The 23429-nt window shown below is 54.8% G+C and carries 27 protein-coding genes and 3 pseudogenes; 12 read left to right on the top strand and 18 right to left on the bottom strand.

All coding sequences use genetic code 11. The features are described 5' to 3' along the window. Positions 1-70 precede the first annotated feature (70 nt). Positions 71-964 carry a PhzF family phenazine biosynthesis protein gene (locus G6Q29_RS09720; protein WP_165465444.1) on the bottom strand — a complete coding sequence of 298 codons (894 nt, stop codon included), beginning with the start codon at positions 962-964 and terminating at the stop codon, positions 71-73. A gap of 191 nt (positions 965-1155) precedes the next feature. Here G6Q29_RS09720 and G6Q29_RS09715 point away from each other — a divergent pair, with 191 nt between their 5' ends. Together G6Q29_RS09715 and G6Q29_RS09710 are read left to right on the top strand one after the other, a co-directional pair. Next, positions 1156-2190: an LLM class flavin-dependent oxidoreductase gene (locus G6Q29_RS09715; protein WP_165465443.1), complete on the top strand. Its 1035-nt coding sequence runs from the start codon at positions 1156-1158 to the stop codon at positions 2188-2190. After that, on the top strand, positions 2183-3130 hold the full coding sequence (locus tag G6Q29_RS09710; RefSeq protein ID WP_165465442.1) for a zinc-dependent alcohol dehydrogenase family protein: 948 nt from the start codon (positions 2183-2185) through the stop codon (positions 3128-3130). Before G6Q29_RS09715 ends, G6Q29_RS09710 begins: the two co-directional genes overlap by 8 nt. On the opposite strand, the gene G6Q29_RS09705 is transcribed toward G6Q29_RS09710, so the two are convergent. Continuing rightward, positions 3127-4167 (bottom strand): AI-2E family transporter, encoded by a 1041-nt coding sequence (locus tag G6Q29_RS09705; RefSeq protein ID WP_165465441.1) that lies wholly within the window; start codon positions 4165-4167, stop codon positions 3127-3129. The genes G6Q29_RS09710 and G6Q29_RS09705 overlap by 4 nt on opposite strands. Positions 4168-4299: 132 nt before the next feature. Here G6Q29_RS09705 and G6Q29_RS21875 point away from each other — a divergent pair, with 132 nt between their 5' ends. The 3 genes from G6Q29_RS21875 (at position 4300) to mdtI (ending at position 5267) form a co-directional block, all read left to right on the top strand. Next, on the top strand, positions 4300-4470 hold the full coding sequence (locus tag G6Q29_RS21875) for a hypothetical protein (protein ID WP_006808891.1): 171 nt from the start codon (positions 4300-4302) through the stop codon (positions 4468-4470). Between the two features lie 118 nt (positions 4471-4588). Then, positions 4589-4951, top strand: a complete 363-nt coding sequence (mdtJ, locus tag G6Q29_RS09700) for a multidrug/spermidine efflux SMR transporter subunit MdtJ (protein WP_165465440.1) — start codon at positions 4589-4591, stop codon at positions 4949-4951. Continuing rightward, entirely contained in the window at positions 4938-5267 is a 330-nt protein-coding gene (gene mdtI, locus G6Q29_RS09695) for a multidrug/spermidine efflux SMR transporter subunit MdtI (RefSeq protein ID WP_165465439.1), read from the top strand. Before mdtJ ends, mdtI begins: the two co-directional genes overlap by 14 nt. Before the next feature lie 5 nt (positions 5268-5272). Here the strand turns inward: mdtI and G6Q29_RS09690 are convergent, their stop codons facing one another. From G6Q29_RS09690 to G6Q29_RS09675, 4 genes are all read right to left on the bottom strand, one after another. Then, positions 5273-6094, bottom strand: coding sequence for a trypsin-like serine peptidase (locus G6Q29_RS09690; RefSeq protein ID WP_165465438.1), 822 nt, complete (start codon positions 6092-6094; stop codon positions 5273-5275). Between the two features lie 102 nt (positions 6095-6196). After that, positions 6197-6280 (bottom strand): hypothetical protein, encoded by an 84-nt coding sequence (locus G6Q29_RS21870; RefSeq protein ID WP_057979992.1) that lies wholly within the window; start codon positions 6278-6280, stop codon positions 6197-6199. Between the two features lie 92 nt (positions 6281-6372). Beyond that, entirely contained in the window at positions 6373-6678 is a 306-nt protein-coding gene (asr, locus tag G6Q29_RS09680) for an acid resistance repetitive basic protein Asr (protein ID WP_003857459.1), read from the bottom strand. Between the two features lie 148 nt (positions 6679-6826). Next, positions 6827-8314 (bottom strand): carboxypeptidase M32, encoded by a 1488-nt coding sequence (locus G6Q29_RS09675; protein WP_165465437.1) that lies wholly within the window; start codon positions 8312-8314, stop codon positions 6827-6829. A 264-nt stretch (positions 8315-8578) separates the two neighbouring features. Here G6Q29_RS09675 and G6Q29_RS09670 point away from each other — a divergent pair, with 264 nt between their 5' ends. Then, positions 8579-9169, top strand: a complete 591-nt coding sequence (locus G6Q29_RS09670; RefSeq protein WP_165465436.1) for a hypothetical protein — start codon at positions 8579-8581, stop codon at positions 9167-9169. Positions 9170-9242: 73 nt separating this feature from the next. On the opposite strand, the gene G6Q29_RS09665 is transcribed toward G6Q29_RS09670, so the two are convergent. Further along, the gene (locus G6Q29_RS09665; RefSeq protein WP_165465435.1) at positions 9243-10496 is read right to left on the bottom strand and encodes an MFS transporter; all 1254 of its coding nucleotides are present in this window, start codon (positions 10494-10496) and stop codon (positions 9243-9245) included. Positions 10497-10617: 121 nt separating this feature from the next. Between G6Q29_RS09665 and G6Q29_RS09660 the strand changes: the two genes are divergently transcribed. The 3 genes from G6Q29_RS09660 (at position 10618) to bioD (ending at position 13692) form a co-directional block, all read left to right on the top strand. Beyond that, complete coding sequence (locus G6Q29_RS09660; protein ID WP_165465434.1) at positions 10618-11523, top strand: LysR family transcriptional regulator; 906 nt, start codon at positions 10618-10620, stop codon at positions 11521-11523. 121 nt (positions 11524-11644) lie between these two features. Next, the gene (gene mlc / locus G6Q29_RS09655) at positions 11645-12865 is read left to right on the top strand and encodes a sugar metabolism global transcriptional regulator Mlc (protein ID WP_165465433.1); all 1221 of its coding nucleotides are present in this window, start codon (positions 11645-11647) and stop codon (positions 12863-12865) included. Between the two features lie 131 nt (positions 12866-12996). Continuing rightward, positions 12997-13692 (top strand): dethiobiotin synthase, encoded by a 696-nt coding sequence (gene bioD / locus G6Q29_RS09650; protein ID WP_165465432.1) that lies wholly within the window; start codon positions 12997-12999, stop codon positions 13690-13692. Here the strand turns inward: bioD and clcB are convergent. From clcB to G6Q29_RS09615, 7 genes and pseudogenes are all read right to left on the bottom strand, one after another. After that, positions 13627-14937 carry a voltage-gated ClC-type chloride channel ClcB gene (gene clcB / locus G6Q29_RS09645; protein WP_165465431.1) on the bottom strand — a complete coding sequence of 437 codons (1311 nt, stop codon included), beginning with the start codon at positions 14935-14937 and terminating at the stop codon, positions 13627-13629. The two genes, bioD and clcB, sit on opposite strands and share 66 nt — an antisense overlap. Before the next feature lie 105 nt (positions 14938-15042). After that, positions 15043-16191, bottom strand: a complete 1149-nt coding sequence (gene osmV, locus G6Q29_RS09640; RefSeq protein ID WP_165465430.1) for an osmoprotectant ABC transporter ATP-binding protein OsmV — start codon at positions 16189-16191, stop codon at positions 15043-15045. Next, positions 16191-16838 carry an osmoprotectant ABC transporter permease OsmW gene (gene osmW / locus G6Q29_RS09635; RefSeq protein WP_165465429.1) on the bottom strand — a complete coding sequence of 216 codons (648 nt, stop codon included), beginning with the start codon at positions 16836-16838 and terminating at the stop codon, positions 16191-16193. Before osmW ends, osmV begins: the two co-directional genes overlap by 1 nt. A gap of 8 nt (positions 16839-16846) precedes the next feature. Next, positions 16847-17746 carry an osmoprotectant ABC transporter substrate-binding protein OsmX gene (osmX, locus tag G6Q29_RS09630; protein ID WP_165465428.1) on the bottom strand — a complete coding sequence of 300 codons (900 nt, stop codon included), beginning with the start codon at positions 17744-17746 and terminating at the stop codon, positions 16847-16849. Positions 17747-17764: 18 nt separating this feature from the next. Beyond that, positions 17765-18475 carry an osmoprotectant ABC transporter permease OsmY gene (gene osmY, locus G6Q29_RS09625; RefSeq protein WP_165465427.1) on the bottom strand — a complete coding sequence of 237 codons (711 nt, stop codon included), beginning with the start codon at positions 18473-18475 and terminating at the stop codon, positions 17765-17767. 250 nt (positions 18476-18725) lie between these two features. Beyond that, the gene (locus G6Q29_RS09620) at positions 18726-19475 is read right to left on the bottom strand and encodes a YoaK family protein (RefSeq protein ID WP_165465426.1); all 750 of its coding nucleotides are present in this window, start codon (positions 19473-19475) and stop codon (positions 18726-18728) included. 146 nt (positions 19476-19621) lie between these two features. Further along, positions 19622-19951 (bottom strand): annotated as a pseudogene (locus G6Q29_RS09615) (MFS transporter); the annotation flags it as partial. A 62-nt stretch (positions 19952-20013) separates the two neighbouring features. Between G6Q29_RS09615 and G6Q29_RS09610 the strand changes: the two are divergent. From G6Q29_RS09610 to G6Q29_RS09600, 3 genes and pseudogenes are all read left to right on the top strand, one after another. Beyond that, positions 20014-20193, top strand: a pseudogene (locus G6Q29_RS09610) (LysR substrate-binding domain-containing protein); the annotation flags it as partial. A gap of 85 nt (positions 20194-20278) precedes the next feature. After that, positions 20279-20980 carry a type A chloramphenicol O-acetyltransferase gene (catA, locus tag G6Q29_RS09605; protein WP_165465425.1) on the top strand — a complete coding sequence of 234 codons (702 nt, stop codon included), beginning with the start codon at positions 20279-20281 and terminating at the stop codon, positions 20978-20980. 12 nt (positions 20981-20992) lie between these two features. Beyond that, the gene (locus tag G6Q29_RS09600; RefSeq protein WP_165465424.1) at positions 20993-21307 is read left to right on the top strand and encodes a nitroreductase; all 315 of its coding nucleotides are present in this window, start codon (positions 20993-20995) and stop codon (positions 21305-21307) included. 118 nt (positions 21308-21425) lie between these two features. Here G6Q29_RS09600 and G6Q29_RS09595 read toward each other — a convergent pair whose 3' ends face one another. The 4 genes and pseudogenes from G6Q29_RS09595 to G6Q29_RS21590 form a co-directional block, all read right to left on the bottom strand. Continuing rightward, positions 21426-21737 (bottom strand): YebG family protein, encoded by a 312-nt coding sequence (locus tag G6Q29_RS09595; protein ID WP_165465423.1) that lies wholly within the window; start codon positions 21735-21737, stop codon positions 21426-21428. A 109-nt stretch (positions 21738-21846) separates the two neighbouring features. Further along, positions 21847-22461: a Tat proofreading chaperone DmsD gene (gene dmsD, locus G6Q29_RS09590; RefSeq protein WP_165465422.1), complete on the bottom strand. Its 615-nt coding sequence runs from the start codon at positions 22459-22461 to the stop codon at positions 21847-21849. A gap of 44 nt (positions 22462-22505) precedes the next feature. Next, the gene (locus G6Q29_RS09585) at positions 22506-23360 is read right to left on the bottom strand and encodes a dimethyl sulfoxide reductase anchor subunit family protein (RefSeq protein WP_165465421.1); all 855 of its coding nucleotides are present in this window, start codon (positions 23358-23360) and stop codon (positions 22506-22508) included. 1 nt (position 23361) lies between these two features. Then, a pseudogene (locus G6Q29_RS21590) lies at positions 23362-23429 on the bottom strand (dimethyl sulfoxide reductase subunit B); the annotation flags it as partial.

Below are 23429 nucleotides of genomic sequence, written 5' to 3'. Positions count from 1 at the left end.
ATGTCACCTGTTAAAAAATTATAGTGCCAATATATCGCATAAGAGAATGGAAGAGGAACGCGTCTCTGCCTTAAAGCATAAATGTTCCCTCAAACGTAATGACGCATTCACCACCAACCCGAACCATAGACTTACCTGACGATGCATCGTATTCCGAAAATAGCACGCTTGCCCGCCCCATATCTACGCCCTGGCTGACCTTCAGCGAAAGTGTGGTTTGTTCGCGATGCAGGGCCAGCAACGCCGTGGCTGCGGCGGTTGCACTGCCTGTTGCAGGATCTTCCGTCATTCGAGGAGTAAACATACGTGCCAGAAGATCGGCGGACTCATCTGAAGCTCTGTCTAAGGTATACGCATAGACTGAGACTGCGCCGTCAAGCGGCAGAGTCGCACGAAAACCTTGTAGATTGGGCACGCATCGACGAAGCGCATCGCGGGAGGCCAGCTCTACGATCAAAAAGGGCAGACCCACCGAGGCAACAACAGGATTATGCACGTCCCTGCGTATATCGTCCGGGCTTAAGGAAAGGCAGGCAGCAACCTGTTCCGCGCTGACTTCAGAATGGCAGGAAAGCGCCTCAGGAACTAACAGCTCGCCTCCCGTCACGGTGCCGTTCTGTTTTAACAGCCGCACCGGCACCATCCCCGCGATTTCTTCGAAGTACAAGGTGTCGGGTAATGTCTGCCCGTTTTCTATGGCATGCTGCGCCAGCACAAAGGCGGTTCCTAAATTTGGATGCCCGGCGAAAGGAATTTCGCGCGAGGGAGTGAATATCCGCACGCGTGCTGAATTGGAGAGATTTTCTGGCGGCAGCACAAACGTCGTTTCGCTGTAGCCAAATTCAACGGCAACCTGCTGCATCAGATCGCTGCTCAGACCTTCAGCATCAAGGACGACGGCGACCGGGTTGCCGTGAAACGGCGTATTCGTAAAAACATCTGCAACGACATAGCGTCTTTTCATTATCTGTTCTGCCTGGCGGGAAAAGGCTTACAGTAATAGCGTTAAATCAAACAGATAACCAGTGTAGAATAGATTGAAACCTGATAGCCCTGTCAGTTTATTTGAAGCATTCCGTTAAATAATCACCATTTATATTCATCGGTTAATGCGTAGAGTAGGGATAACGCAATGCTTTATCAGGATACTCCACTATGAAAAAGATCGGATTTTTGTCGTTTGGTCACTGGACGCCAACACCCCAGTCCGGCACGCGAACCGCGGCTGACGCACTGCTACAGTCCATCGATCTGGCAGTCGCCGCCGAAGAGCTGGGCGCAGACGGCGCTTATTTCCGTGTGCATCACTTTGCCCGCCAGCTCAGTTCGCCTTTCCCCTTGCTGGCTGCGATAGGCGCGAAAACCAAACGCATCGAAATCGGGACGGGCGTGATCGACATGCGGTATGAAAATCCGCTGTATATGGCGGAAGATGCAGGCGCGGCAGATCTCATCTCCGGCGGGCGATTGCAGCTTGGTATCAGCCGGGGTTCCCCGGAGCAGGTGATTGATGGCTGGCGTTATTTTGGTTACGTGCCGCAGGAAGGGGAAAACGAATCTGATATGGCGCGCCGCCACACTGAGGTACTGCTTGATGTATTACGCGGTGAAGGCTTTGCAAAGCCTAACCCACAGCCGATGTTCCCAAACCCGCCGGGATTGTTGCGTCTGGAGCCGCATTCAGAAGGCTTACGCGATCGGATCTGGTGGGGGGCTGGCTCTAATGCAACGGCAGTATGGGCGGCAAAACTGGGGATGAACCTGCAAAGCTCAACGCTGAAAGATGATGAAACCGGCGAACCGTTCCATATTCAGCAGGCAAAACAGATCCGTGCCTTTCGACAGGCCTGGGCTGAAGCAGGGCATACTCGTCAGCCACGCGTTTCTGTCAGCCGCAGTATTTTTGCCCTGATGGACGATCGAGACCGGATGTATTTTGGATCAAGCCGCAATGAGAGCGACAGCGTGGGCTATCTGGATGAGAAAACGCGGGCCATTTTCGGACGCAGCTATGCCGCAGAGCCAGACAAGCTGATTGAACAGTTGAAAAAGGATGAAGCGATCGCGGAAGCGGATACGCTGTTGCTTACCGTGCCGAATCAGCTGGGCGTGGAATACAACGCACATGTGATCGAGTCCATCCTGAAACATGTCGCACCGGAAATGGGATGGCGCGATCGCAATGCGTAATCTGGCCCTCTGGTATCGCCGGTTTGGTGAGCCTGAATCGGTACTGCAAGCGGAAACCACACCATTGACGCCGCGACAGCCGGGAGAGATACGTGTGCGCATGCTTTTTTCTCCGGTGAACGCCTCCGATCTCATCCCCATAACCGGGGCGTATCGCCATCGCACGCCGCTGCCTGCGATAGCCGGTTATGAGGGCGTCGGAATAGTGACCGAAACGCCCGCCGCTTACCCGGCGCTGCTGGGCCAGCGGGTCCTGCCGTTACGGGGGCAGGGTACCTGGCAGCGCTATGTCGACTGCCCGGCGGCCTATGCGGTTCCCGTCCCGGACGACGTCGACTCGCTTCTTGCCGCGCGGGCGTATATCAACCCGCTTGCTGCACAGATGATGCTGGACCGCTATCCTCCGGTCGGGAAAACGGTGCTGCTCACCGCGGCCGGTTCTGACTGCGCCGTTCTGGTCGGGCAATGGGCACGCCAGGCGGGTGCAGAGGCGGTTTACGGGATCCACCGTTCCCCCGTGCACGCTCAACGTCTGGCTGAGTTGGGGATCGTCCCGATTGCGCAACATGATTTGGCTGCCGTCAACGCTGCCGCCGCGCAAGCGGAGGTAGTGTACGACGCCACGGGCGGGAGCCTGGCGGAGACGATACTGAGCGTGATGCCCGAAACCGGCACTTTTGTCTGCTACGGGCTACTTTCAGGGCAGACCTTCCGGCAGCTGCGGCCGATGCCGCGGGTGGCGTGGTTTCACATTCGAAACTATCTGGACGCGCTGAGCGCTGAGGGGTGGCAGGCGGAGTTTCGGCGCATCTGGCCTAAACTGCGGGCCAGCCGGTGCAGCAATGTCACCCTCTACCCGCTGTCGGAATGGCAGCGGGCAGTGGGCAACTATCGCGAGGCGGGAAGAACGGGCAAGCCCATGCTGTCGATGGACAATTAATCGGCCTTGTGGCTCATGTCGCTCAGCAGGACAGCGATACTTTGTCCACCGGCAGTCTGCTCCAGACCAATTTTGACAATAATCGTCAGCGGAACGGAGAGCAGCATGCCGACAGGCCCGAGCAGCCAGCCCCAGAAAATCAGGGACAGAAACACAACAAGGGTTGAAAGCCCCAGCCCGCGTCCCATTATCCGTGGTTCGAGAATGTTCCCGAAGACAAGGTTAATCACCAGATAGCCTGCCAGCAGAATCAGGGCATCATACAAACCGCTGAAAACCAGCACCTGAAGGATAGGGGGGATCGCCGCCAGCACGGAGCCGATGTTAGGAATATAGTTGAGCGCAAAGGCCAGCAGCCCCCAGACAAAGGCAAAACGGACATCCAGCGCGGCGAGCATCCCCCAGACCACTAATCCCGTCACCAGGCTGATGGCCGTTTTCAGCACCAGATAGCGTGAAACGCTGTCGAGCGCGCGCTGAATGGCGCCCATTCCCTCTACCGGACGCACCATGATGTGCTGGAGCTTCGCAGGCAGCTGTGGAACTTCCAGCAGCATAAACACAACCGTGAGGAACAGCAGGAAAATCGAGGTCATGGCGTTGGAGAGCTGTGCCAGCAGGCTGGTGACAATCGTCATGGCGGCATTCGGATCGATGTATTTAAGCAGCTCCTCAACCGAGACTTCGATACCCGCGCGTTGCAGCCAGGGTTCAATTTGCAGCAGCGGGGTTGCCAGGGAAGAGCGGTATGTCGGTAGCGTCCGCGCCAGCTCGTTCAGAGAGGTTCCCAGATAGGCGACCAACAGCACCATCGCAACGATAATAATACTGATAAGCAGGCTTATCGCCAGCACCCGCGGGATGCGCAGCCGCACCATTCGCTGCACCAGTGGATTGAGGATCACCGCGATAAAAAGCGCCAGGATAAAGGGCACGATGATATCGGCCGCAAAACGAACGCCGGTCAGAACGATCACCAGCATGCCCAGCATGATGACGATCTTAAGCCCGTTGAGGGTGATAATAGGTTTGGCCATGGACGTTCCTGAACAGTTTTTTATTTATAATAGAGGGGAAAGCGGATTAAAAAAACTAACCAAAATCAAACAGACTGGGTAAAGAAATGAAAAGGCTTTGAGTAAATTCCTGGCTTATGATACAAATCAGGCGTGTTCAACTACCGAGGACAATTTTCATCCGCAAAGACGAGAAGCAACACCGCGGATAATTGTAATTTTATGGACAATTTGTTCAGGACGTATTTTTCAAACAACTCTGCTCTGTTTTCTACCTCCCTCTGCCTGCTTTCTGGTGAGCAACACTGGCGTTCCGCGCTATAGTCACGTCTTCTGCCTGAGCTGGCGCTATGCGCTTAGCTAACTGATTTAATTCCCAATTTTTTGGTTTGCTGTCCGCAGCGAGCCTCGATGAATTATATTCTCAAGCAGGAGAAAAAACATGTTTTACTGGATTTTATTAGCTCTGGCGATCGTCGCTGAAATTACCGGCACCTTGTCAATGAAATGGGCGAGCGTGAGTGATGGCAGCACCGGTTTTATTTTGATGCTGGTCATGATTACGCTTTCCTATATTTTCCTTTCTTTCGCGGTTAAAAAAATCGCGCTGGGCGTGGCATACGCATTGTGGGAAGGTATTGGTATTTTATTGATTACGCTGTTTAGCGTCATGTTATTTGATGAAACCCTGACGACAATGAAAATTGCCGGGCTGACGACCCTGGTCGCAGGTATCGTGCTGATTAAATCGGGTACACGCAAACCGGCAAAACCGCAGAAGGAGCAGACCCATGCAGCAGTTTGAATGGATCCACGCGGTCTGGCTGGCTTTCGCCATCGTTCTGGAAATTATTGCGAACGTCTTTCTGAAGTTCTCCGACGGTTTTCGTCGCAAAGCCTACGGCCTGTTATCGATTGCCGCGGTTCTGGGGGCGTTTAGCGCCCTGTCGCAGGCGGTGAAAGGCATCGATCTGTCCGTGGCCTATGCGCTGTGGGGGGGCTTCGGTATTGCCGCCACCCTGGCGGCAGGCTGGATTATGTTCGGGCAACGTTTAAACAATAAAGGCTGGATAGGGCTGGTATTACTGCTCGCCGGCATGATCATGATTAAACTGGCCTGAGTGACCTACTGCTGCGCCAGGGCTTCCAGCCGGTCGCGAAAACCGGTCACCGATAGCGCCCTGTTATCGGCGCGCCAGCGGTCTTTCGCCGCTGGCGCAGAACTCTGAACGCCAATCAGCTGCCAGCCGTTATCGGTTTTTAGCATCAGGGGCGATCCGCTATCACCCGGTAGCGTATCGCACTGATGCGACAGCACGCTGTTTTGCGCCCAGCCCGTCACCACGCAGTCCGTATGGGTGTACAGCGAATCGAGGTGATCAACAGGGTAGCCTGACTGCGTTACTTTTCGATCGGCGCCTTTCAGGGCGGCGGTGAGTGCGGCTTTATCGCCATCAAAGAGGGGCAGCGGGGTGATCCCGGACGGCGGATAACGTAAAACAATCAGCCCGAAATCCCAGGATGCCGCCCCGGGCGGCACAATCCAGCCATCGCCATCCGGTTTCAGGCGTTTGCCAAGTGACGGATCCACCCGCCCCTCAATACCGTGAATTTCGTAGCGCCATATCCCTTTTTGCGACACAAAGCGCAGGGCGATCGCTTTATCGGGTTTGCCACCAGGCGGCATTAACAGGCAATGACCCGCGGTCAGCGCAAGGCGTGGCGTAATGAGGGTTGCGGTACATAAGTTGCCGCTGGCGGTTTCCAGTTGCCCGATGGCATCCCAGGGCGATTCGGTAGGATCGGCGACACGCGTACGGTCGTCATGACCAAAAAACAGCGTCTTTACCTCATTGGCGCTAATGGCGTCATCGTCGCCATCATCCGCATGTGAAAAGCCAGCAAAAAGGCTAAACGTTCCCAGTAACAACACAACAGATTTACGCATATCACACTCTGGCGGGGGTAATTATGATTATTAAAAGTGAACCCTATGAAAATACTATAGACGCGACGGCGAGAAAGTGGGAGTAAAATCAGCGTGCTACATTCAGGAAAGATAAAAGTGGCTGGCGATGAGCGCGCATAAAATTAGCAGGATAAGAATGAACTCAAACCGATAGCGCCGCAGCATACGCCCTCCGGATAAAAAAACGGCGCTGACCGCAAACCCGTTCAGCGCCGGTTTACCAACGTGCCCCGAAGGGCACGGTTAAGCTTGTACTCTTACGCTGCTGGCTGTGCAGCAGGTTTAGCCGCTTCGTGTTTTGCCGCTTTTTTGTGATGCTTTTTAGCTGCCTGGGCCTTCTGCTCTACCGCAGGTTTTGCCGCTTTTTTGTGGTGCTTTTTCGCGGCCTGCGCTTTTTGCTCTGCCGCTGGTTTAGCCGCTTTATGATGTTTTTTATGGTGAACCGTTTTGGCCGGAGCAGCGGTGGATGCCGCAGGCGCTGCGGTGGCGGTAGTTTCAGCCGCGAATGCAGCGGAAGACAGACCCATAGCAGCGGCAACAACCAGAGCTAATACTTTTTTCATTTTCATACCCTCGAATTTGGTTTTCATTCAACCCCACTGCGGGGCCGTTGAAATGACTATATCCCTGTTAATTCGGGGTTTCCGTGAGTGATTGGTATCGGCGTGTAACCATATGTACAACGCCGGGGCGGCACCCCGGCGCGGTCGGTTACAGGTAGCGGGACGTCAGGTGTTCGCGGAAGTAGCGGATATTCAGATCTTCACCCGTGGCCTGGGTGATGAGCTGCGATGTGCTGAAACGGCTGCCGTGCTGCCAGATATTCTGACGCAGCCAGTCGAACAGCGCCGAGAAATCGCCCCCGGCGATGGATGCCTGCAACCCGGGAAGCGCCGTGTTAGCAGCATGAAACAGCTGTGCTGCATACATTGCTCCCAGCGTGTAAGACGGGAAGTAGCCAAAACCGCCGTCGGTCCAGTGGATATCCTGCATACAGCCGTTGCGATAGTTATTTTTGGTGGATAACCCAAGCCACGCCTGCATTTTCTCATCCCATAACGCGGGAATATCATCCACTTCAATTTCGCCGTTGATTAGCGCGCGCTCGATCTCATAGCGCAGCACCACGTGCGCCGGATAGCTCACTTCATCCGCATCAACCCGGATGTATCCCGGCTTCACGCGCTGGTTCCAGGCAATAAAATTCTCTTCACTAAATGCCGCCTGGCTGCCGAAACGGGCATGAACCGCCGGAAGCAGATGCTTCAGGAAAGCGTCGCTGCGGCCCAGCTGCATTTCAAAAAACAGACTCTGGGATTCATGGATCGCCGTAGAGCGCGCCAGCGCAACGGGCTGGCCGGCCCACGCTCGCGGAAGGTTTTGCTCGTAGCGCGCATGTCCGGTTTCGTGGATCACGCCGAAAAGCGCGCTGAGGAGTTCATCTTCATCGTAACGCGTGGTGATACGCACATCTTCCGGCACGCCGCCGCAGAAAGGATGGGCACTTACGTCCAGACGACCGCCGTTAAAATCGAAGCCAAGCATTGTCATCGCTTCCAGGCCCAGCTCGCGCTGGGTCGCGGTCGGGAAGGGACCCTGTGGCGGAACGAACGATCGTTGAGCCTGTTTTTCCACAACCTTTGCCAGCAGCTCCGGTAGCCAGGACTTCAGATCGCCGAACAGCACATCCAGGCGAGCGCTGGTCATATCGGGTTCAAAGATATCCAGCAGCGCGTCGTAAGGCGTGCAGCCTTTAGCCTCAGCGCGCAGGCGGGCTTCTTCACGACTGAGTTTCACCACCTCTTTCAGGTTGGCTGAAAAGCCCTGCCAGTCGTTGGCCGGACGCTGAGTGCGCCACGCGTGTTCACACCTGCTGCCCGCCAGCGATTTGGCCTCCACCAGCGATTCCGGCAGTAAAGTGGCCTGCTGGTAGTGACGCGTCATTTCACGCAGGTTGGCTTGCTCAACGTCGTTCAGATCTTCGTCTGCCGCCGCCGCCAGCCATTCACCCACTTTTTTATCGGTCAGGATCTGATGTTGCAGGACGCTCATCTCCGCCAGCGCTTCACCGCGCGCGGCACTGCCACCTGGCGGCATCATGGTGAACATGTCCCAGCTGGCGATGGAGGAGAGGTGCGAGAAGCGGGAGAGGCGCTGGAAGGTTTTGGTAAGAGATTGATAAAAATGGTTATTTTTCATTCTGTGCTCTCGTTGTGTTTGAATGTCATAACGAGCATACAGAGGTTCATATCTGATTAAAACATATGTTACTTATTCAAATGACGTTGATATTCTATGTTATCGAATAACCTTCGCAAATAAATAATGTTGTTTATATTGATTGGGTGAATTATTTGGATGTTGAAAATAGCTCTCATAGTCAAATATAGAAGAGTGTATAGGAATATTCTTATCTGGCGCGATATTCAATGCGTCAAAGTCAATTAATAGGCAACTCTTATAATGAATAAATTTATTTTCTGCGCGATTGCAGCGCCTTTGCTAAGTGGCTGCGCGATGCAACCCGTTCCTTCTCAGTATAGAAATGCCACAATTACCCTTATTGGGCATAGTAAGGCAGAAGCAATGACTGATTTAGGGATACCAACACGTACAATGCCCATCAATGGCAGCCAGACGATGTATCAGTGGGACAGTAATCAGGGGACAACGTCTGTCGGTTCTTTTAGTACTGATACTAATGCTGTGGCGGTGAGTGGTTCCAGTTATCAGGGATATGGTAACGGTTTTTCTGGTGGGGCGGTTGGAACATCTGACACCACTGGAAATTATGGCAGTGCAACGGCAACTCATATTTGTGCATTGTCATTATCAATAGATAATAAAACTGATAAAGTACTTTCGGGCACCTTCAATGGAACTGTTGATGAAGCTTGCATGAATCATTTTAGCAATGTTATTACATTGGACCCTAACGCGGTTAATGCTAATAAAGCAGCAATAATGCATAACCAGCATGTAAAAGAGGCTAAAGCAGTGGTGGGTGTATTGGCTGTTGTTGGCGCAGGTATTGCCGCTTACAATACTCGTTGATTTAAGTCATTTAAAACGAAAGGCCATCAAATTTGGCCTTTCGTAATATGCAATATCGTCAGTTCAATTAAATTTAATGCAGTCGTTTATGCAGGCTCGCGCCCACCAGCAGTGCCGCGCACAGCATCAGCGCGATAAATCCGCCCACGCCGTTCCAGCCGTAGTTATGCCAGAACACCCCGCCGAGCGTACCGGCTATGCTGGAACCAAGATAGTAACTGAACAGATACAGTGACGAAGCCTGACCTTTGGCGCGGCGCGCGCGAGGGCCAATCCAGCTGCTGGCAACAGAATGCGCGGCAAAGAATCCCGCAGAGAAGAGCAGCATTCCGGCAAAAATCAGCCACAGGGAAGAGAAAAGCGTCATCAGCAGTCCGAACAACATCACGGCGGTAGAAACCAGCATCACCGGACCGCGGCCGAAGCGCGCGGTCATCGCGCCCGCTTTTGGTGAACTCCATGTCCCGGTGAGATATGCCACAGAGAGTAAACCCACCAATGCCTGGCTAAGATGCCACGGTGAAAGCATCAGACGATAGCCGATGTAGTTAAACAGCGTCACAAACGAGCCCATCAGCAGGAAACCGGTCAGAAACAAACGGGGCAGCCCTCGATCGCGCCAGTGCAGGCGAAAGTTGATAAACAACGTTTTCGGACGCAGGGAGGTCGGGCGGAAATGGCGCGATTCCGGCAGGATTTTCCAGAACATCAGCGCCGAAGCGAGGGCGAAGCAGCCGATAACGGCCAGCGCAATGCGCCAGTTAAAGAAATCAGTAAACACACCGCTGAGCAGGCGTCCGCTCATCCCGCCGATAGAGTTCCCGCTTATGTATAGCCCCATGGAGAAGGCCACGAAACTCGGGTGGATCTCCTCGCTGAGATAGGTCATTCCGACCGCCGCCACGCCGCTCAGGGATAAACCAATCAGCGCGCGCATGAATAGTATGCCGTGCCAGCTGGTCATCATGGTGGACAGCAAGGTACACACGGAGGCCAGCATTAACGCCGTGACCATGACCTGCTTACGCCCGATGGCATCCGAAAGTGGCCCGGTGAACAGCAGACCGATCGCCAGCATCCCGGTTGAAATGGAGAGCGAAATACTGCTGCTGGCTGGCGACACGCCAAATTCATGCGACAGGACCGGCAGGATCGGCTGTACGCAGTAGAGCAGGGCGAAAGTGGCGAGACCCGCTGAGAAGAGCGCCAGCGTGACGCGCATAAACTGGGGGGTACCACGTTTAATAAACTGAACCGGCTGCGGTGCTGCGGGTAAATCATCAATGTCGCTGGCCGGCGCGATATCAACGGTCGTTGTACGGCTCACACATAATCCTTGCTTAAACATCCCCGTGGTTTCTGGTGACGGGTATGACCACAAGATTAGAGTAGGAAAATGTAAATATTCTGTCTAATATATTAATAATCTCAAATGATACTTTAAAAATATGAATATCGAGCTGCGCCATCTACGCTATTTTGTCGCCGTCGCCGAAGAGCTGCATTTTGGTCGTGCGGCGGCAAGGCTGAATATCTCTCAGCCACCGCTAAGCCAGCAGATACAGATCCTGGAGCAGCAGGTCGGGGCGCGTCTGCTGGCGCGAACCAACCGCAGCGTGAGCCTGACGGCGGCGGGAAAACAGTTTCTTGCCGATAGCCGGCAGATCCTGAGTATGGTGGAGGACGCCGCCGCCAGAGCGGAACGGCTTTATCTCGGGGAGACGGGAGAGCTGCGCATCGGGTTCACCTCATCGGCCCCGTTTATCAGCGCCGTTTCGGAAACGCTATCCTCGTTTCGCCGTCACTTTCCGGACGTGCATATTCAGACGCGCGAAATAAATACCCGGGAGCAGATATCGCCGCTTAACGAAGGTTCGCTCGACCTGGGGCTGATGCGAAACACCCAGTTGCCTGATACCCTGGCGTGGCAGGTGATCCTGCGCGAACCGCTGATGGCGATGATCCCCAGGGATCATCCGCTCGCCGCGCAGCACAGCGTCACGCTGGCTGAACTGGCGAAAGAGCCGTTTGTCTTTTTTGACCCACAGGTGGGTACCGGGCTGTACGACGATATTCTGGGTCTGATGCGGCGCTATGGCCTTGTCCCGACTATCGCGCAGGAGGTGGGGGAAGCCATGACGATCATTGGTCTCGTTGCCGCAGGGCTTGGCGTGTCGATTCTCCCGGCCTCGTTTAAACGGGTACAACTGCCGGAAATGCGCTGGGTGACGATTGCCGAGCGGGATGCAGTCTCAGAGATGTGGCTGGTATGGTCTAAACATCGTGAACAGAGCCATGCGGCACAGCGTTTCAAAGAACAATTAATTACCGCTTCTCGCGGGCGTTATTTATAGGGAAAAGCGGGCGAAAATGTGCTGTAAATCACATGGCTAAGTAAAAATTTGACGTCAGCCATTGAAGTGCTTCACCATAGCCCTCAGTTTATTTCGAAGCTCGAAAATAAGGGAGTACGAGGTGGTTGCTGATAGTCAGCCAGGGCATATCGATCAGATCAAGCAAACCAACGCGGGCGCCGTTTATCGCCTGATTGATCAGCTTGGTCCCGTTTCGCGTATCGATCTTTCGCGCCTGGCACAACTGGCACCCGCCAGTATTACCAAGATTGTCCGCGAAATGCTGGAAGCCCATCTGGTTCAGGAGACGGAAATTCAGGAGCCGGGTAGCCGTGGCCGTCCGGCGGTCGGGCTGGTGGTGGAAACGGAAGCCTGGCATTATCTTTCACTGCGCATCAGCCGTGGGGAGATCTTCCTTGCGCTGCGCGACCTCAGCAGCAAGCTGGTGGTAGAAGACCGGCTGGAACTCCCGCTTGATGCAGAGCAACCCCTCCTCGATGCCATTCTGACCCATATCGACCAGTTCTTTATTCGTCACCAGCAGCGCCTTGAACGTTTAACCGCGATTGCGATCACCCTGCCGGGAATTATTGATACCGAAAATGGCATTGTGCACCGCATGCCGTTTTATGAAAACGTCAAAGAGATGCCGCTGGGCGACGTGCTGGAAAACCACACCGGTGTGCCGGTCTACATTCAGCATGATATCAGCGCATGGACGATGGCGGAGGCGCTGTTTGGGGCCTCTCGTGGCGCGCGGGACGTGATTCAGGTGGTGATTGACCACAACGTGGGCGCAGGGGTGATCACCGACGGGCGCCTGTTGCATGCCGGCAGCAGTAGCCTGGTGGAGATTGGCCATACGCAGGTCGATCCGTACGGAAAACGCTGCTACTGCGGTAACCATGGTTGTCTGGAGACGATTGCCAGCGTTGAAAGCGTGCTGGAGCTGGCACAGGTGAGGCTCAGCCAGTCGATGAGCTCCACGCTGCACGGTCAACCGTTGAGCGTCGATGCCCTGTGTACGGCGGCAAGGCAGGGCGATCTGCTGGCAAAGGACATCATTACCGGCGTGGGCAATAACGTCGGGCGCATTCTGGCCATTATGGTGAACCTGTTTAACCCACAAAAAATACTGATTGGCTCCCCGCTCAGCCAGGCCGCGGATATCCTCTTTCCTGCGATTTCCGCCTGCATCAACCAGCAGGCGCTTCCCGCTTACAGCAAAAATATCGTGGTCGAAAGTACGCAGTTTTCCAACCAGGGCACCATGGCCGGTGCCGCGCTGGTAAAAGATGCTATGTACAACGGCTCGTTACTGATTCGCTTGCTTCAGGGCTAACTCTTTTCCAGAGATGTACGAAAAATTGCGCTATCTCAAGCTGGATAGCGCACGCTTCCCGTAGACTTTCTCCACTGAATTATTTACCTGGTTTATATTTTTTGAAGCATACCCAAGAGGTGGAATGAGTCATGCTTAAGCGTTTCTTTATTACTGGTACGGATACGTCTGTCGGGAAGACGGTCGTATCCCGCGCGTTACTCCAGGCCCTGGCGGCAAGCGGTAAACGCGTTGCAGGATACAAGCCGGTTGCAAAAGGCAGTAAAGAGACGCCGGAAGGGCTGCGCAATAAGGACGCCCTGATTCTGCAAAGCGTCTCGTCTCCGGACCTGCCTTATGAAGCCGTCAATCCTATTGCGTTAAGCGAAGAGGAAAGCAGCGTTGCCCACAGTGGGCTTATCAACTACAGCCTGCTTTCTGATGGCCTGGCAAATCTGAGTGAAAAGGTTGACCACGTAGTTGTTGAAGGGACCGGCGGCTGGCGCAGCCTGATGAACGATTTACGTCCCCTTTCCGAGTGGGTGGTGCAGGAGCAGTTGCCGGTGATTATGGTCGTGGGCATTCAGGAAGGGTGCATCAACCATGCCTTGCTGACGGCGCAGGCTATCGCTAATGACGGCCTGCCGCTGATTGGTTGGGTGGCGAACCGCATTAACCCGGGCCTTGCGCACTACGCTGAAATCATCGACGTGCTGAGCAAAAAGCTGCCTGGCCCGCTGGTGGGCGAACTGCCTTATCTGCCACGCGCCGAGCAGCGCGAATTAGCGCACTATATCGATCTTGCGGCTTTCGGCGGTATGCTGGCCATAGATCGAGTCGTGGCGTAGCGTTCTCGATAATACCGACGCCACAACACAGGCAACCAGCAAACCGGGAAGTAAAAAATACTGCCCGGTCATTTCACATACCATCAAGGCCGACATAATTGGCGCATGCGTTGTGGCGGCGAGCAGCGTTGCCATTCCCGCCAGCCCAAGCAGGATCGCCGTCTCAGAACCGGGAAACCCCAGCGTAAATAGCTGCGCAAACAGCATGCCGGTTGCCATACCGACGAACAAGGTTGGCGTAAACACCCCTCCCGGCGCACCGGACCCGCTGCTTGCCAGCACCGCCAGGAGTTTGCAGATAAAGACACCGGCAATCACCGACAGCATCGGCGGCGACTGCAAAAACGCCTGAACCACGCTGTAGCCATTCCCCCATACCTTCGGCGTCAGCAGCGACAACAGCCCGACGATCAGTCCCCCCAGCGCCAGCTGCCACGGGGGTGAGAGTTTGAGACGCAGAAACAGCCTGTGGCTGGCCGCCATCAGCCACATCAGCAGCGGGCCGCAAACGCCAGCCAGCAGACCCACGCCAGCTATTAGCGCATAATCTGCGGCTGTTAGTGTCTCACTCAGGTGTACCGTATAAAGCGTATTCGCGCCGGGACTTAACAGGCGCGTGGTAAGCAGCGCCACCACAGCGGCAATCACCACCGGGCCGAGGGAGGCCAGCATCAGCGTGCCAAACAGGATCTCTGCGATAAACAGGCTGCCCGCCAGCGGCGCATGATAGGCGCTGGCCATCCCGGCGGCGGCACCGCAGGCGATCCACAGTTTCCATTCGGGTTTTGGCGTACAACGTTGCGCAAAAAAGGAGGCGGCAAGGGCGGCGAGCAGGATCATGGCGCCTTCACGGCCGATGGCGCTGCCGCTGGCGACCACCAGCAACGACGCGAGGGATTTCACCAGGCTGGCGCCGTAGTCAAACTGGCCGTCACCCGTCTCAAGCGCTTCCATATAATCGGTAGGGGCGTGGGGACGTTGTGCCGTCATGCGCTGCCATCCCCACAGTAGCATTCCCGCGGCCAGACCGCCCAGCGCAGGCGTCAGCGCCCGCCGCCAGGGCGATAACGCGGCTGCGGCGTTCACCAGACTTCCGCTTTCGTTGCTAAGAAATAGCCACTCCAGCAGATACATGCTGTGGCGGAACACCGCAACGGCCAGCGCCGCCAGCACGCCGGTGACGGTAGCTATCAGGAGACGACGAAACATCGCGCGGATGTCGGGGTAAGCGTGAAGACGTTGCATGAACTCGTGATTTAACGGGGACGATACAATATTGTGGCGGGAATTCGGGATGTTAGCAAAAGGTATGCGTGCGGAAAAAGGCCGGGCAATACCCGGCCTGAATGCTTAAATTTCGCTATGAATATTCAATGCCCGGCGCGTACGCCCGGAACTCAAATACTCCGCAATATAATCCTGGGATATCTCGCCGTTATAGCGTCCGTCCTCGTCCACAATCGGCATCCAGCTGGTGTTGCTCTCATACAGGCGAGAAAGCACCACGCGCAGGTTATCCTCGGCCTTACCGGTCATGCGGAACGGGTGCAGAATATCCCCGCAGCTGCCGCTGGCGTTACGCGCTTCGCGGCGCTTCACAAAGCCGAGCGGTTTGCCGTGCTCATCAACTACGGTAATGGCGCGAATATCGTTGTCATCCATGGTGGCGAAGGCCTCCGGCAGCGGCGTCGATTCGCGTACCGTAATGGTAGGCTGCTGGTCGGTGACGTCGCCCGCCGAAACCAACAGCAGGCGTTTCAACGTGCGGTCCTGGCCCACAAACGAGCCGACAAACTCATTCGCGGGTTTCGCCAGCAGCTCATCCGGGCTGGCGCACTGCACGATACGCCCCTGACGAAAGACGGCAATACGGTCGCCCAGCTTCAGCGCTTCGTCAATATCGTGGCTCACCAGCATCACGGTCTTTTTCAGCTTGCGCTGCATCTCCAGGAACTGGTTCTGGATCACCTCACGGTTAATCGGGTCGACCGCGCCGAACGGTTCATCCATCAGCAGGACCGGAGGATCCGCTGCCAGCGCACGGATGACGCCGATACGCTGCTGCTGACCGCCGGACATTTCGCGCGGATAGCGGTGAAGGAATTTATGCGGATCCATTGCCACCATATCCATCAGCTCTTCGGCGCGGGATTTACAGCGCGCTTTATCCCAGCCCAGCATGCGCGGCACGACGGTAATGTTCTCTTCGATGGTCATGTTGGGGAACAGGCCAATCTGCTGGATCACGTAGCCAATGTTGCGGCGCAGGGTTACGGTGTCCATGCCGCTCGTGTCTTCGCCGTTAATCAGGATCGTCCCGCTGCTTGGGGTAATGAGACGGTTGATCATCTTCAGGGTAGTGGTTTTCCCGCAGCCGGACGGGCCGAGCAGCACGCACATTTCCCCTTCAGGCACGTTCAGGTTGACGTTGTCGACGGCCTTAAACGTCTGGCCGTGTTTATGTGAAAATTGTTTGGTGAGGTTTTCCAGTTTTATCATTATCGAATCCCCTTCGGAGTCAGTACCACCTGCAAACGGTGCAGCAACCAGTCGAGCACAATCGCTAAAAGACAAATCATCAGCGCGCCCGCAATCAACATACGAATGTCACTCCCGCCAATACCGTTAAGCAGCAGCAGGCCCAGCCCGCCCGCACCGATCACGGCGGCGATCGCCATGACGCCGATGTTCATCACCACGGCGGTGCGGATGCCGCCAAAAATCACCGGCAGCGCCATCGGGAATTCCACCCAGCGCAGACGCTGCCAGAAGGTCATGCCGATGCCGCGTCCCGCTTCACGCAGGCCCGGCGGCAGGCTGTCGAGCGCCGTGTGGGTGTTACGCACAATCGGCAGCAGCGAATAGAGGAACACTGCCGTAATTGCGGGCAGGGCGCCAATGCCCTGACCGATCAGCGAAAAGAGCGGGATCATCAGGCCGAAAAGCGCTATTGACGGGATGGTGAGCACAATGGTGGCAATCCCCAGCACCGGCGTTGCCAGCCATTTATGGCGGACAATTAAAATGCCCAGCGGCACGCCAATAACAATTGCCAGGCCGACGGCGAGAGCCACCAGCCAGAGGTGTTGCAGCGTCAGGGTTAAGAGATAGTCCCCGTTGTCGAGAATATAGTGAATCGTCTCCATAGCGCCTCCTACAGCAACTGTTTGCTACGCAGGAAATCACGGGCGACCTGCTGCGGTGACTGATGGTCGATATCCACCTTTTTATTCAGGTCGGTGATAACGTCGTTATTGAGCTGGGCTGAGAGAGTGTTAAGCGCCTCCTCCAGCCCCGGGTTAGCTTCGAGCGTGTCTTTTCGAACAACTGGCGTCACGGCATAACTCGGGAAGAAGCCTTTATCGTCTTCCAGCACTTTAAGATCGAAGCCCTTTACGCGCCCGTCGGTGGTGTAGATCAGCCCCGCATCGACAAACCCGTCGCGCACCGCGTTATAGACCAGGCCCGGATCCATCTGGCGGATCTGTGGGCGGTCCAGCTCCATGTTGTAGGCCGCCTGCAACGGTTTCATCCCGTCGCTGCGCCCGGCAAATTCCAGGTCAAGGCCCAGCAGCCAGTTGTTATCCGGATCGGTTTTACGGATCTGCTCAATCTTTGCCACCATCTCAGACATGGTATTGATATGTTCAGCCTCGGCGCGCTTGCGCTGCATGGCAAAGGCATAGGTATTGTTCATATCGGCAGGTTTAAGCCACACCAGACCGTGCTTCGCGTCGAGGCGTTTCACCGTCTCGTATGACTCCTGCGGCGACATGCGTTTATTAATGTGGTTGAAGATGATCAGCGACGTGCCGGTGTACTCCCAGGTCATATCAATCTGCTTGTTGATCATCGCGTTACGGGAAATCACCGTTGCAATATTGGTCTGAGGCTGTACCTGAAACCCTTTCTTTTGTAGATACTGCACGGTCATGGCCGAGAGAATGTGCTGCTCGGTGAAGCTCTTGGTTGCCAGGATCAGCGGCGCGGCGAGCGCCTGGCTTGTGAGGAGCGCGGCGGCGCACAGCGCCGTCAGGCCGGAAAACAGTCTCATAGAAGCTCCTTGTTATAATTATCGCGCGAGATGCGGGCTCAGTAGTCGACCCAGTGCCGCCAGCAGCGTATCCAGAATCAGGGCGAACAGGGCGGTGGCCGCCGCGCCCAGGATCAGCGTCGGGAAGTCGTTAAGATAGATCCCCGGGAAAATCAGCTCGCCGTAGCTGCTGGCGCCAATCAGGAATGCCAGCGGTGCGGTACCGACGTTAATCGCAGTGGCAATGCGAATACCGGAAAGCATCACCGGCCACGCGTTAGGGATCTCAACCTGACGCAGGCGCTGCCATTTGGTCATGCCGATGCCGTTTGCCGCTTCCAGCAACGACGCGGGAACAGAGCACAGCCCGGCATAGGTGTTACGTACAATCGGCAGCAGAGAAGCCAGAAAGAGGGCGATAATGGCCGGTTTATCACCGATGCCAATGACTACCATCGCCAGAGCCAGAACGGCCAGCGGCGGCAGGGTGTTGCCCACGTTAAAGATTTGCATCACATATTCGGCGATACCACGCGCGGCCGGTCGGCTCAGCAGAATGCCGCTTGGAATGCCCACCAGCAGAGCAAAGAACATGGATGAAAAGACCAGAATGAGGTGCTGTTGCCCGAGGTAGATCAGATCAACCTGGCGCGCCTTAATCGTCTCCAGTCCAATTCCCCAGGTGAGGAGAGCGAGAACCACGATAATCGCGCCGACAAAAAGCAGCGAACGTTTAAGTATTGGGTGCATTGCGGTGTGTCTCCCTGTGCGCATGCGTTATAGCAACCACCGGCTGCCTGTTGTTATGCCATGTTTCGGCAGGGGTACTTCACCTATAGCAAGCGAAACGGAAGGGTTCCATAAAAGGGAGTAAATCAGTAACCCTATGAAATTAGTGACAACCTGAGGGAAGCCTTATGGCATAAGGGCTGTCAGTGGGCAGGCAGAATAGTCTTAAAGAAGTACATCTTATGTGACACCGTCACGTAAGGCGTACTGATTAAACCTGTCGACTAAGCGCGGCGCGCACTTTTCGTACCCGCCACGAGATGCGGACGATAGAGAAGGCGGCGACGACTACCAGCATCAGGCCCAGCGCCAGCATCGCGTGGAATCCAAACGCTCTGAACAGGATCAGCCCCGCGATACCTCCGGTGATAAAGGAGAAAAGGGTGGTTAAATGGGTTTTGAGCTGACTTTTTTGTGCGGCCGTATCTTTGGAATAGTCCCGGCGCAGCATGGCGACCATAACGGAGGCCAGCGAAATGCCCGCATCGGTCAGCGTGCCGGTGATGTGCGTGGATCTCACCCGACCGCCGGATAGCTGCGTGGAGGTGGAATTATGAATTCCCATCAACCCGCACAGGAAAATAATAATTTCCTGATTCGTGGCAAAGGAGTGAAAATACATTTCGTACAGGGATACCCCTGCCAGTAATAGCCCTTCAACAAAAAGGACCTGGCTGAATACCAGCCTGACGTTATGGATAATCCCCCAGATAACAATAATCCGCGCAGCGATGGCGCCTGAGACAAACGAAAGAATAATGGCGCCAAAGAAAAGAATATCGCTGAGATCGGTGGAGGAAACTTCGCTGGATAACTGCGAGGTATTGCCCGTCATATGAGAGGGAAAAAAACCGAACGCGCCCAGCGCAATGGCATTCAGCAGTCCCGCAGAGGTCGCCAGCCAGAGGGCAAGACGACGATCCTCCTGATGCGTTCGTTCTTTCTTTAATTTAATCAGCAAAGAATACCTCCGGTTTGAGCTTTGCCTGAACGCTCAAGCTAACAAAGCGATGTCGCTGGCTGACCAGGATATTGCTTAATTATTATTTCAACGGGAGGTGAGCGAGGTTTTGTAATTAAATAAAATAACCCTGTGAATATAATGCCTTATTTCCGATGGCGCGACGTCGTAAAAGTCAGCACCCCTGCACCCAGGAGTAATATGCTGCTTAAAGCGAAGGTGCTCTGCCAGCCAAAGGTATCAAACACCACGCCACCCGCCGTTGAGCCAGGCGCAATAGAGAGTTGGAGCACCGCGACCATCAGCCCGCCGCCAGCCTCGGCATCTTTCGGTAACGTACGAGCGATCCACGTCCACCAGCCCGTGGGGGCCGCTGTTGCCAGCACTCCCCGGAAACCTAACAGCACGGCCACGATCCACAGGCTGTCCCCGGTGAGCATTAATATCCCTGCAAACAACGCCATAAGCAGCGGCAGCCGCGCAACGGCTCGGGCTGGCACAATCCGGGATCGGTCGATCGGTTCGCGAGCTGGAAGAGCGGCTGGGACTCGGGCTGGCTTATGTCCCGGTTGAGCTGGTGGCTGACGATCTGGAGCGTGGCACGCTTATACGCGTCTTACAGCGCTACAGCCTGCGGATGGACGGACTGTACCTCTATTATCCACACCGCAACGTATCCCCGGCGCTGAGAGCGGTGATTGATACGCTGAAAATTTAGAGTGCCTCTATGCTACGGTCTATACAGCCCCTACGTTTGTGATACGCTACTATTTTATATAGCGCAGCTCAACTAAGGCTCTGAAATGACGAAAATAACGCCAGAATATACGGTAGTTGACTTATCTCGTTGGGCAAGAAAGGAACACTTTGAAGTATTTCAGGGCTTTGCTCAATCCACTTTTAACCAAACGGTTCAGCTGGACATTACCGTCCTGCTAAAGCATATCAAAGAGGTTGGCTGGAAATTTTATCCTGCGATTATTTCCCTTATTTCTGACGTCGTAAACCGGCATCCGGAATTCCGCATGGCCATGAAGGATGATGAGCTTGTAATATGGAATGAAGTTCATCCAAGCTATACCCTTTTCCATAAAGAAACGGAGACATTTTCTTCGTTATGGAGTCATTACGATGGAAATATTGCCCGTTTTCAACGCGTTTATGCAGAAGATGTGAGTCGTTATGGCGATATCCTGGCCTACTGGCCTAAGGAAGAGTCACGGGAAAATATATTTTTCATATCGGATATTCCATGGGTCAGCTTTACCAGTTTTTCTGTCAACGTAGCTAACATGCGGAATTTTTTTGCGCCCATGTTCACGTTTGGAAAATACGTTAACCAGGATGGTAAAGTCCTGTTGCCTTTCGCCGTTCAGGTTCATCATTCTGTTTGTGACGGCTTCCATGTGGCCCGGATGATCAACGAGTTGCAAGAGTTGTGCGATAATTTACCGCGCCATTCTGAAGGGCTTGTTTTTTCTGGGACGCAAAGGGAAGATCGTTGACGAGGGGAGATAATGGAACCAAATTTTACGCCAGAACAGATTGAAATGATTAACCGCATTGTTTTCGAGCAGATCGAAAAGATGCATGAGAAAGTGGCTGAAATAATCGCAGATACAGAGAAGGTAGCGCATCAGCGCCTGAAGGATAACGGGATCACTACGGCAGATTTCTATCCTGCAAATAAAAACTTCCTGATGATGACCCTTGTACAGGATCTGATAGATAACGTACACGGCGGCGATAAGGAACTGGCCAAAACACTGATAACTATGGAAGCCAAAAGGCTGAATATCAGCGTAAACGTTGAGGCGGACAAATCATGTTAACCGGACGTATTTTCAGGGTTACGGTTAATACATATCCGGTTCTGTAAGTCGACCATAATAAAGCCGCGAGCCGTTTCCGGCCCGCGGCGGCAGGACAGGCGATGAGTGATTCTGACGATCAGGCGGCTTTGACGGCCCGGATTTTTTTGCTGTCATCCGCATCTGATGCTGTTTTATCCGTTGCAGGATTGAGCTCGGGAAGCTTGCTGGTACGCAGGATATGCTGCACGGACTCTTTCTGCTCGGCGAGATACAGACCAAGGTTTTCCGCCTGCGTTTCATCCATCTGCATTCCGCTTTGCAACAGCCAGTCGGTGAACGCTTCTGCCATATCGAGCAGTTTATCGTGAGCGTCAGCCTCTTTCTTACTGGCAAATGTCATTTTCTCTTCACCTTTTCTTACGACAACAAATTTTGTTTCAACAGCCATTGTGCACCCCCGTATACTGTAATTATATACAGTATAGCAGTTGTGAAGTTGTGTTGCAGTAAAAATGTGCGAACCTGGCCTGCACAACGGATGAGCAAGCCAGGCGCTGTTATCGGTACAGCGTTTTTTCTGTAATCGGGATCAACAGAGTGGACTGCCATTCCGCCAGCGTCAGCTGGGCAAGTTTACCCAGCGCGGAGTAGAACGGATGGGCCGCGTTTTCAACGAATACGCTAAGGAAACGCGTGCTCCATGGCAGCAGATGCCAGGCCAGAAGCTGGTCGCGTTCTGTTTCGCGACCGTTCTCGGCAAGCCATGCGGCCAGCATCAGCAACGTTCCGAAATGATCCTCGGGTTCATTCTGCTGCATCTCAAAGGCGATATGGTTTTCACGCATCCACTGACGCAACGCGAGGGTCGAATCGCCAAACAGCACGGACTCGCGATCAAGCCAGACCGAGCCCCACGGCGGGGCAGGCAGGGCATACGGGCCAATAAACAGACGCTGCCAGGCGTCTTTCAACGCTTCATCCGACGGGGTCTTAAACATCCTGGCGACGGGCAGCAGGCTTTCCTCCCTCAGCGGCCAGTCCTGAATCCAGTCACCTGCGGTCAGAGCACTCACCAGCGGTGCGGTCTGCTCGCTGTCTGGAGCGAAATAAAACAGCGCGCCCAGTACCCGGGCGCTGAACGCGAACGATTCGCGGTGTGAGACGTCATTCATTACGACTTTCCTTACTTGCGCGCGGGTATCCCCGCGCACCTGTGTTAACCTGCAATTGCTAACCCTGCGGTCATATGCAGACCATAAAATAGCCCACGCCCAATCAGTTCACCCAGCGCCACCAGCACGACACCTGCAAACAGGCCGAGCGTTTTTGGCTCCTGACGACGAATAAGCGGGCAGATCCAGCAGCCCAAACCCGCCGCCAGCAACGCGATGCGCCATACCTGAAGCGAACCATAGTCCGGCAGCAGGGCGCTGGCCTGCTGGATAGAACTCTGTATCGTCCCCAGCGTATTGATTTGCAACACGACGACTGCCACGCAGACGATGAGTGCCAGTACGCTCACAGACGCGGCAGGAGTACCTGTGAATGTCACGTTTGCAATGCGCAGCAGCAGCGCAGCCAGCAGAGGACCAGCAAGGACCATCGTCAGGAAGAAGCTCAGCGTGGTGTAACCCGTATACCAGGTCGGGACGGTCTCAATCTGATAGACCCGGGTCATCGCCCAGACAAAAACGATGCCCAGAAGCTGGCTGACAACCAGCCAGATTTTGCCCAAAGCTGGGGGCATTTTACCGATAACCGACACCAGCCACCAGAAACCGCCCACGGCAAAGAAGATCGAACCCGCCGCGATTTCATTACTTAGCGCTGACGCTCCCACGCGGTTAAGCGAGTTGAAGGCACGCAGCGGGGAGCCAAGATGCAGTACCGAGGCCATAAAGCCAATACCCATTATAACCCAGAGCAAAAACAGGCTGCGCACGATGCGCTTTCTGGCCTTGCCATCATTTTCCCTAAGCCAGATGAAGCCCATCACGATTAACGCGCCGGCTACGCACTGCCCGAAAACGGTGAAGATCACCAGCGGCCATTCATGCCATCCACTTCCCATCTCACACCTCCTTCGGGTTTGCCAGGTAGCCGGTGGTGTCACCCGTCGGACGGCTGTTGGCGTTAGGCT

The organism is Enterobacter cloacae (genome assembly GCF_011078175.1).
Classification (GTDB): Bacteria; Pseudomonadota; Gammaproteobacteria; order Enterobacterales; family Enterobacteriaceae; genus Enterobacter; species Enterobacter cloacae_Q.
Note: the sequence above shows the minus strand (reverse complement) of the source record. Positions and strands in the feature narration are given on the sequence as shown.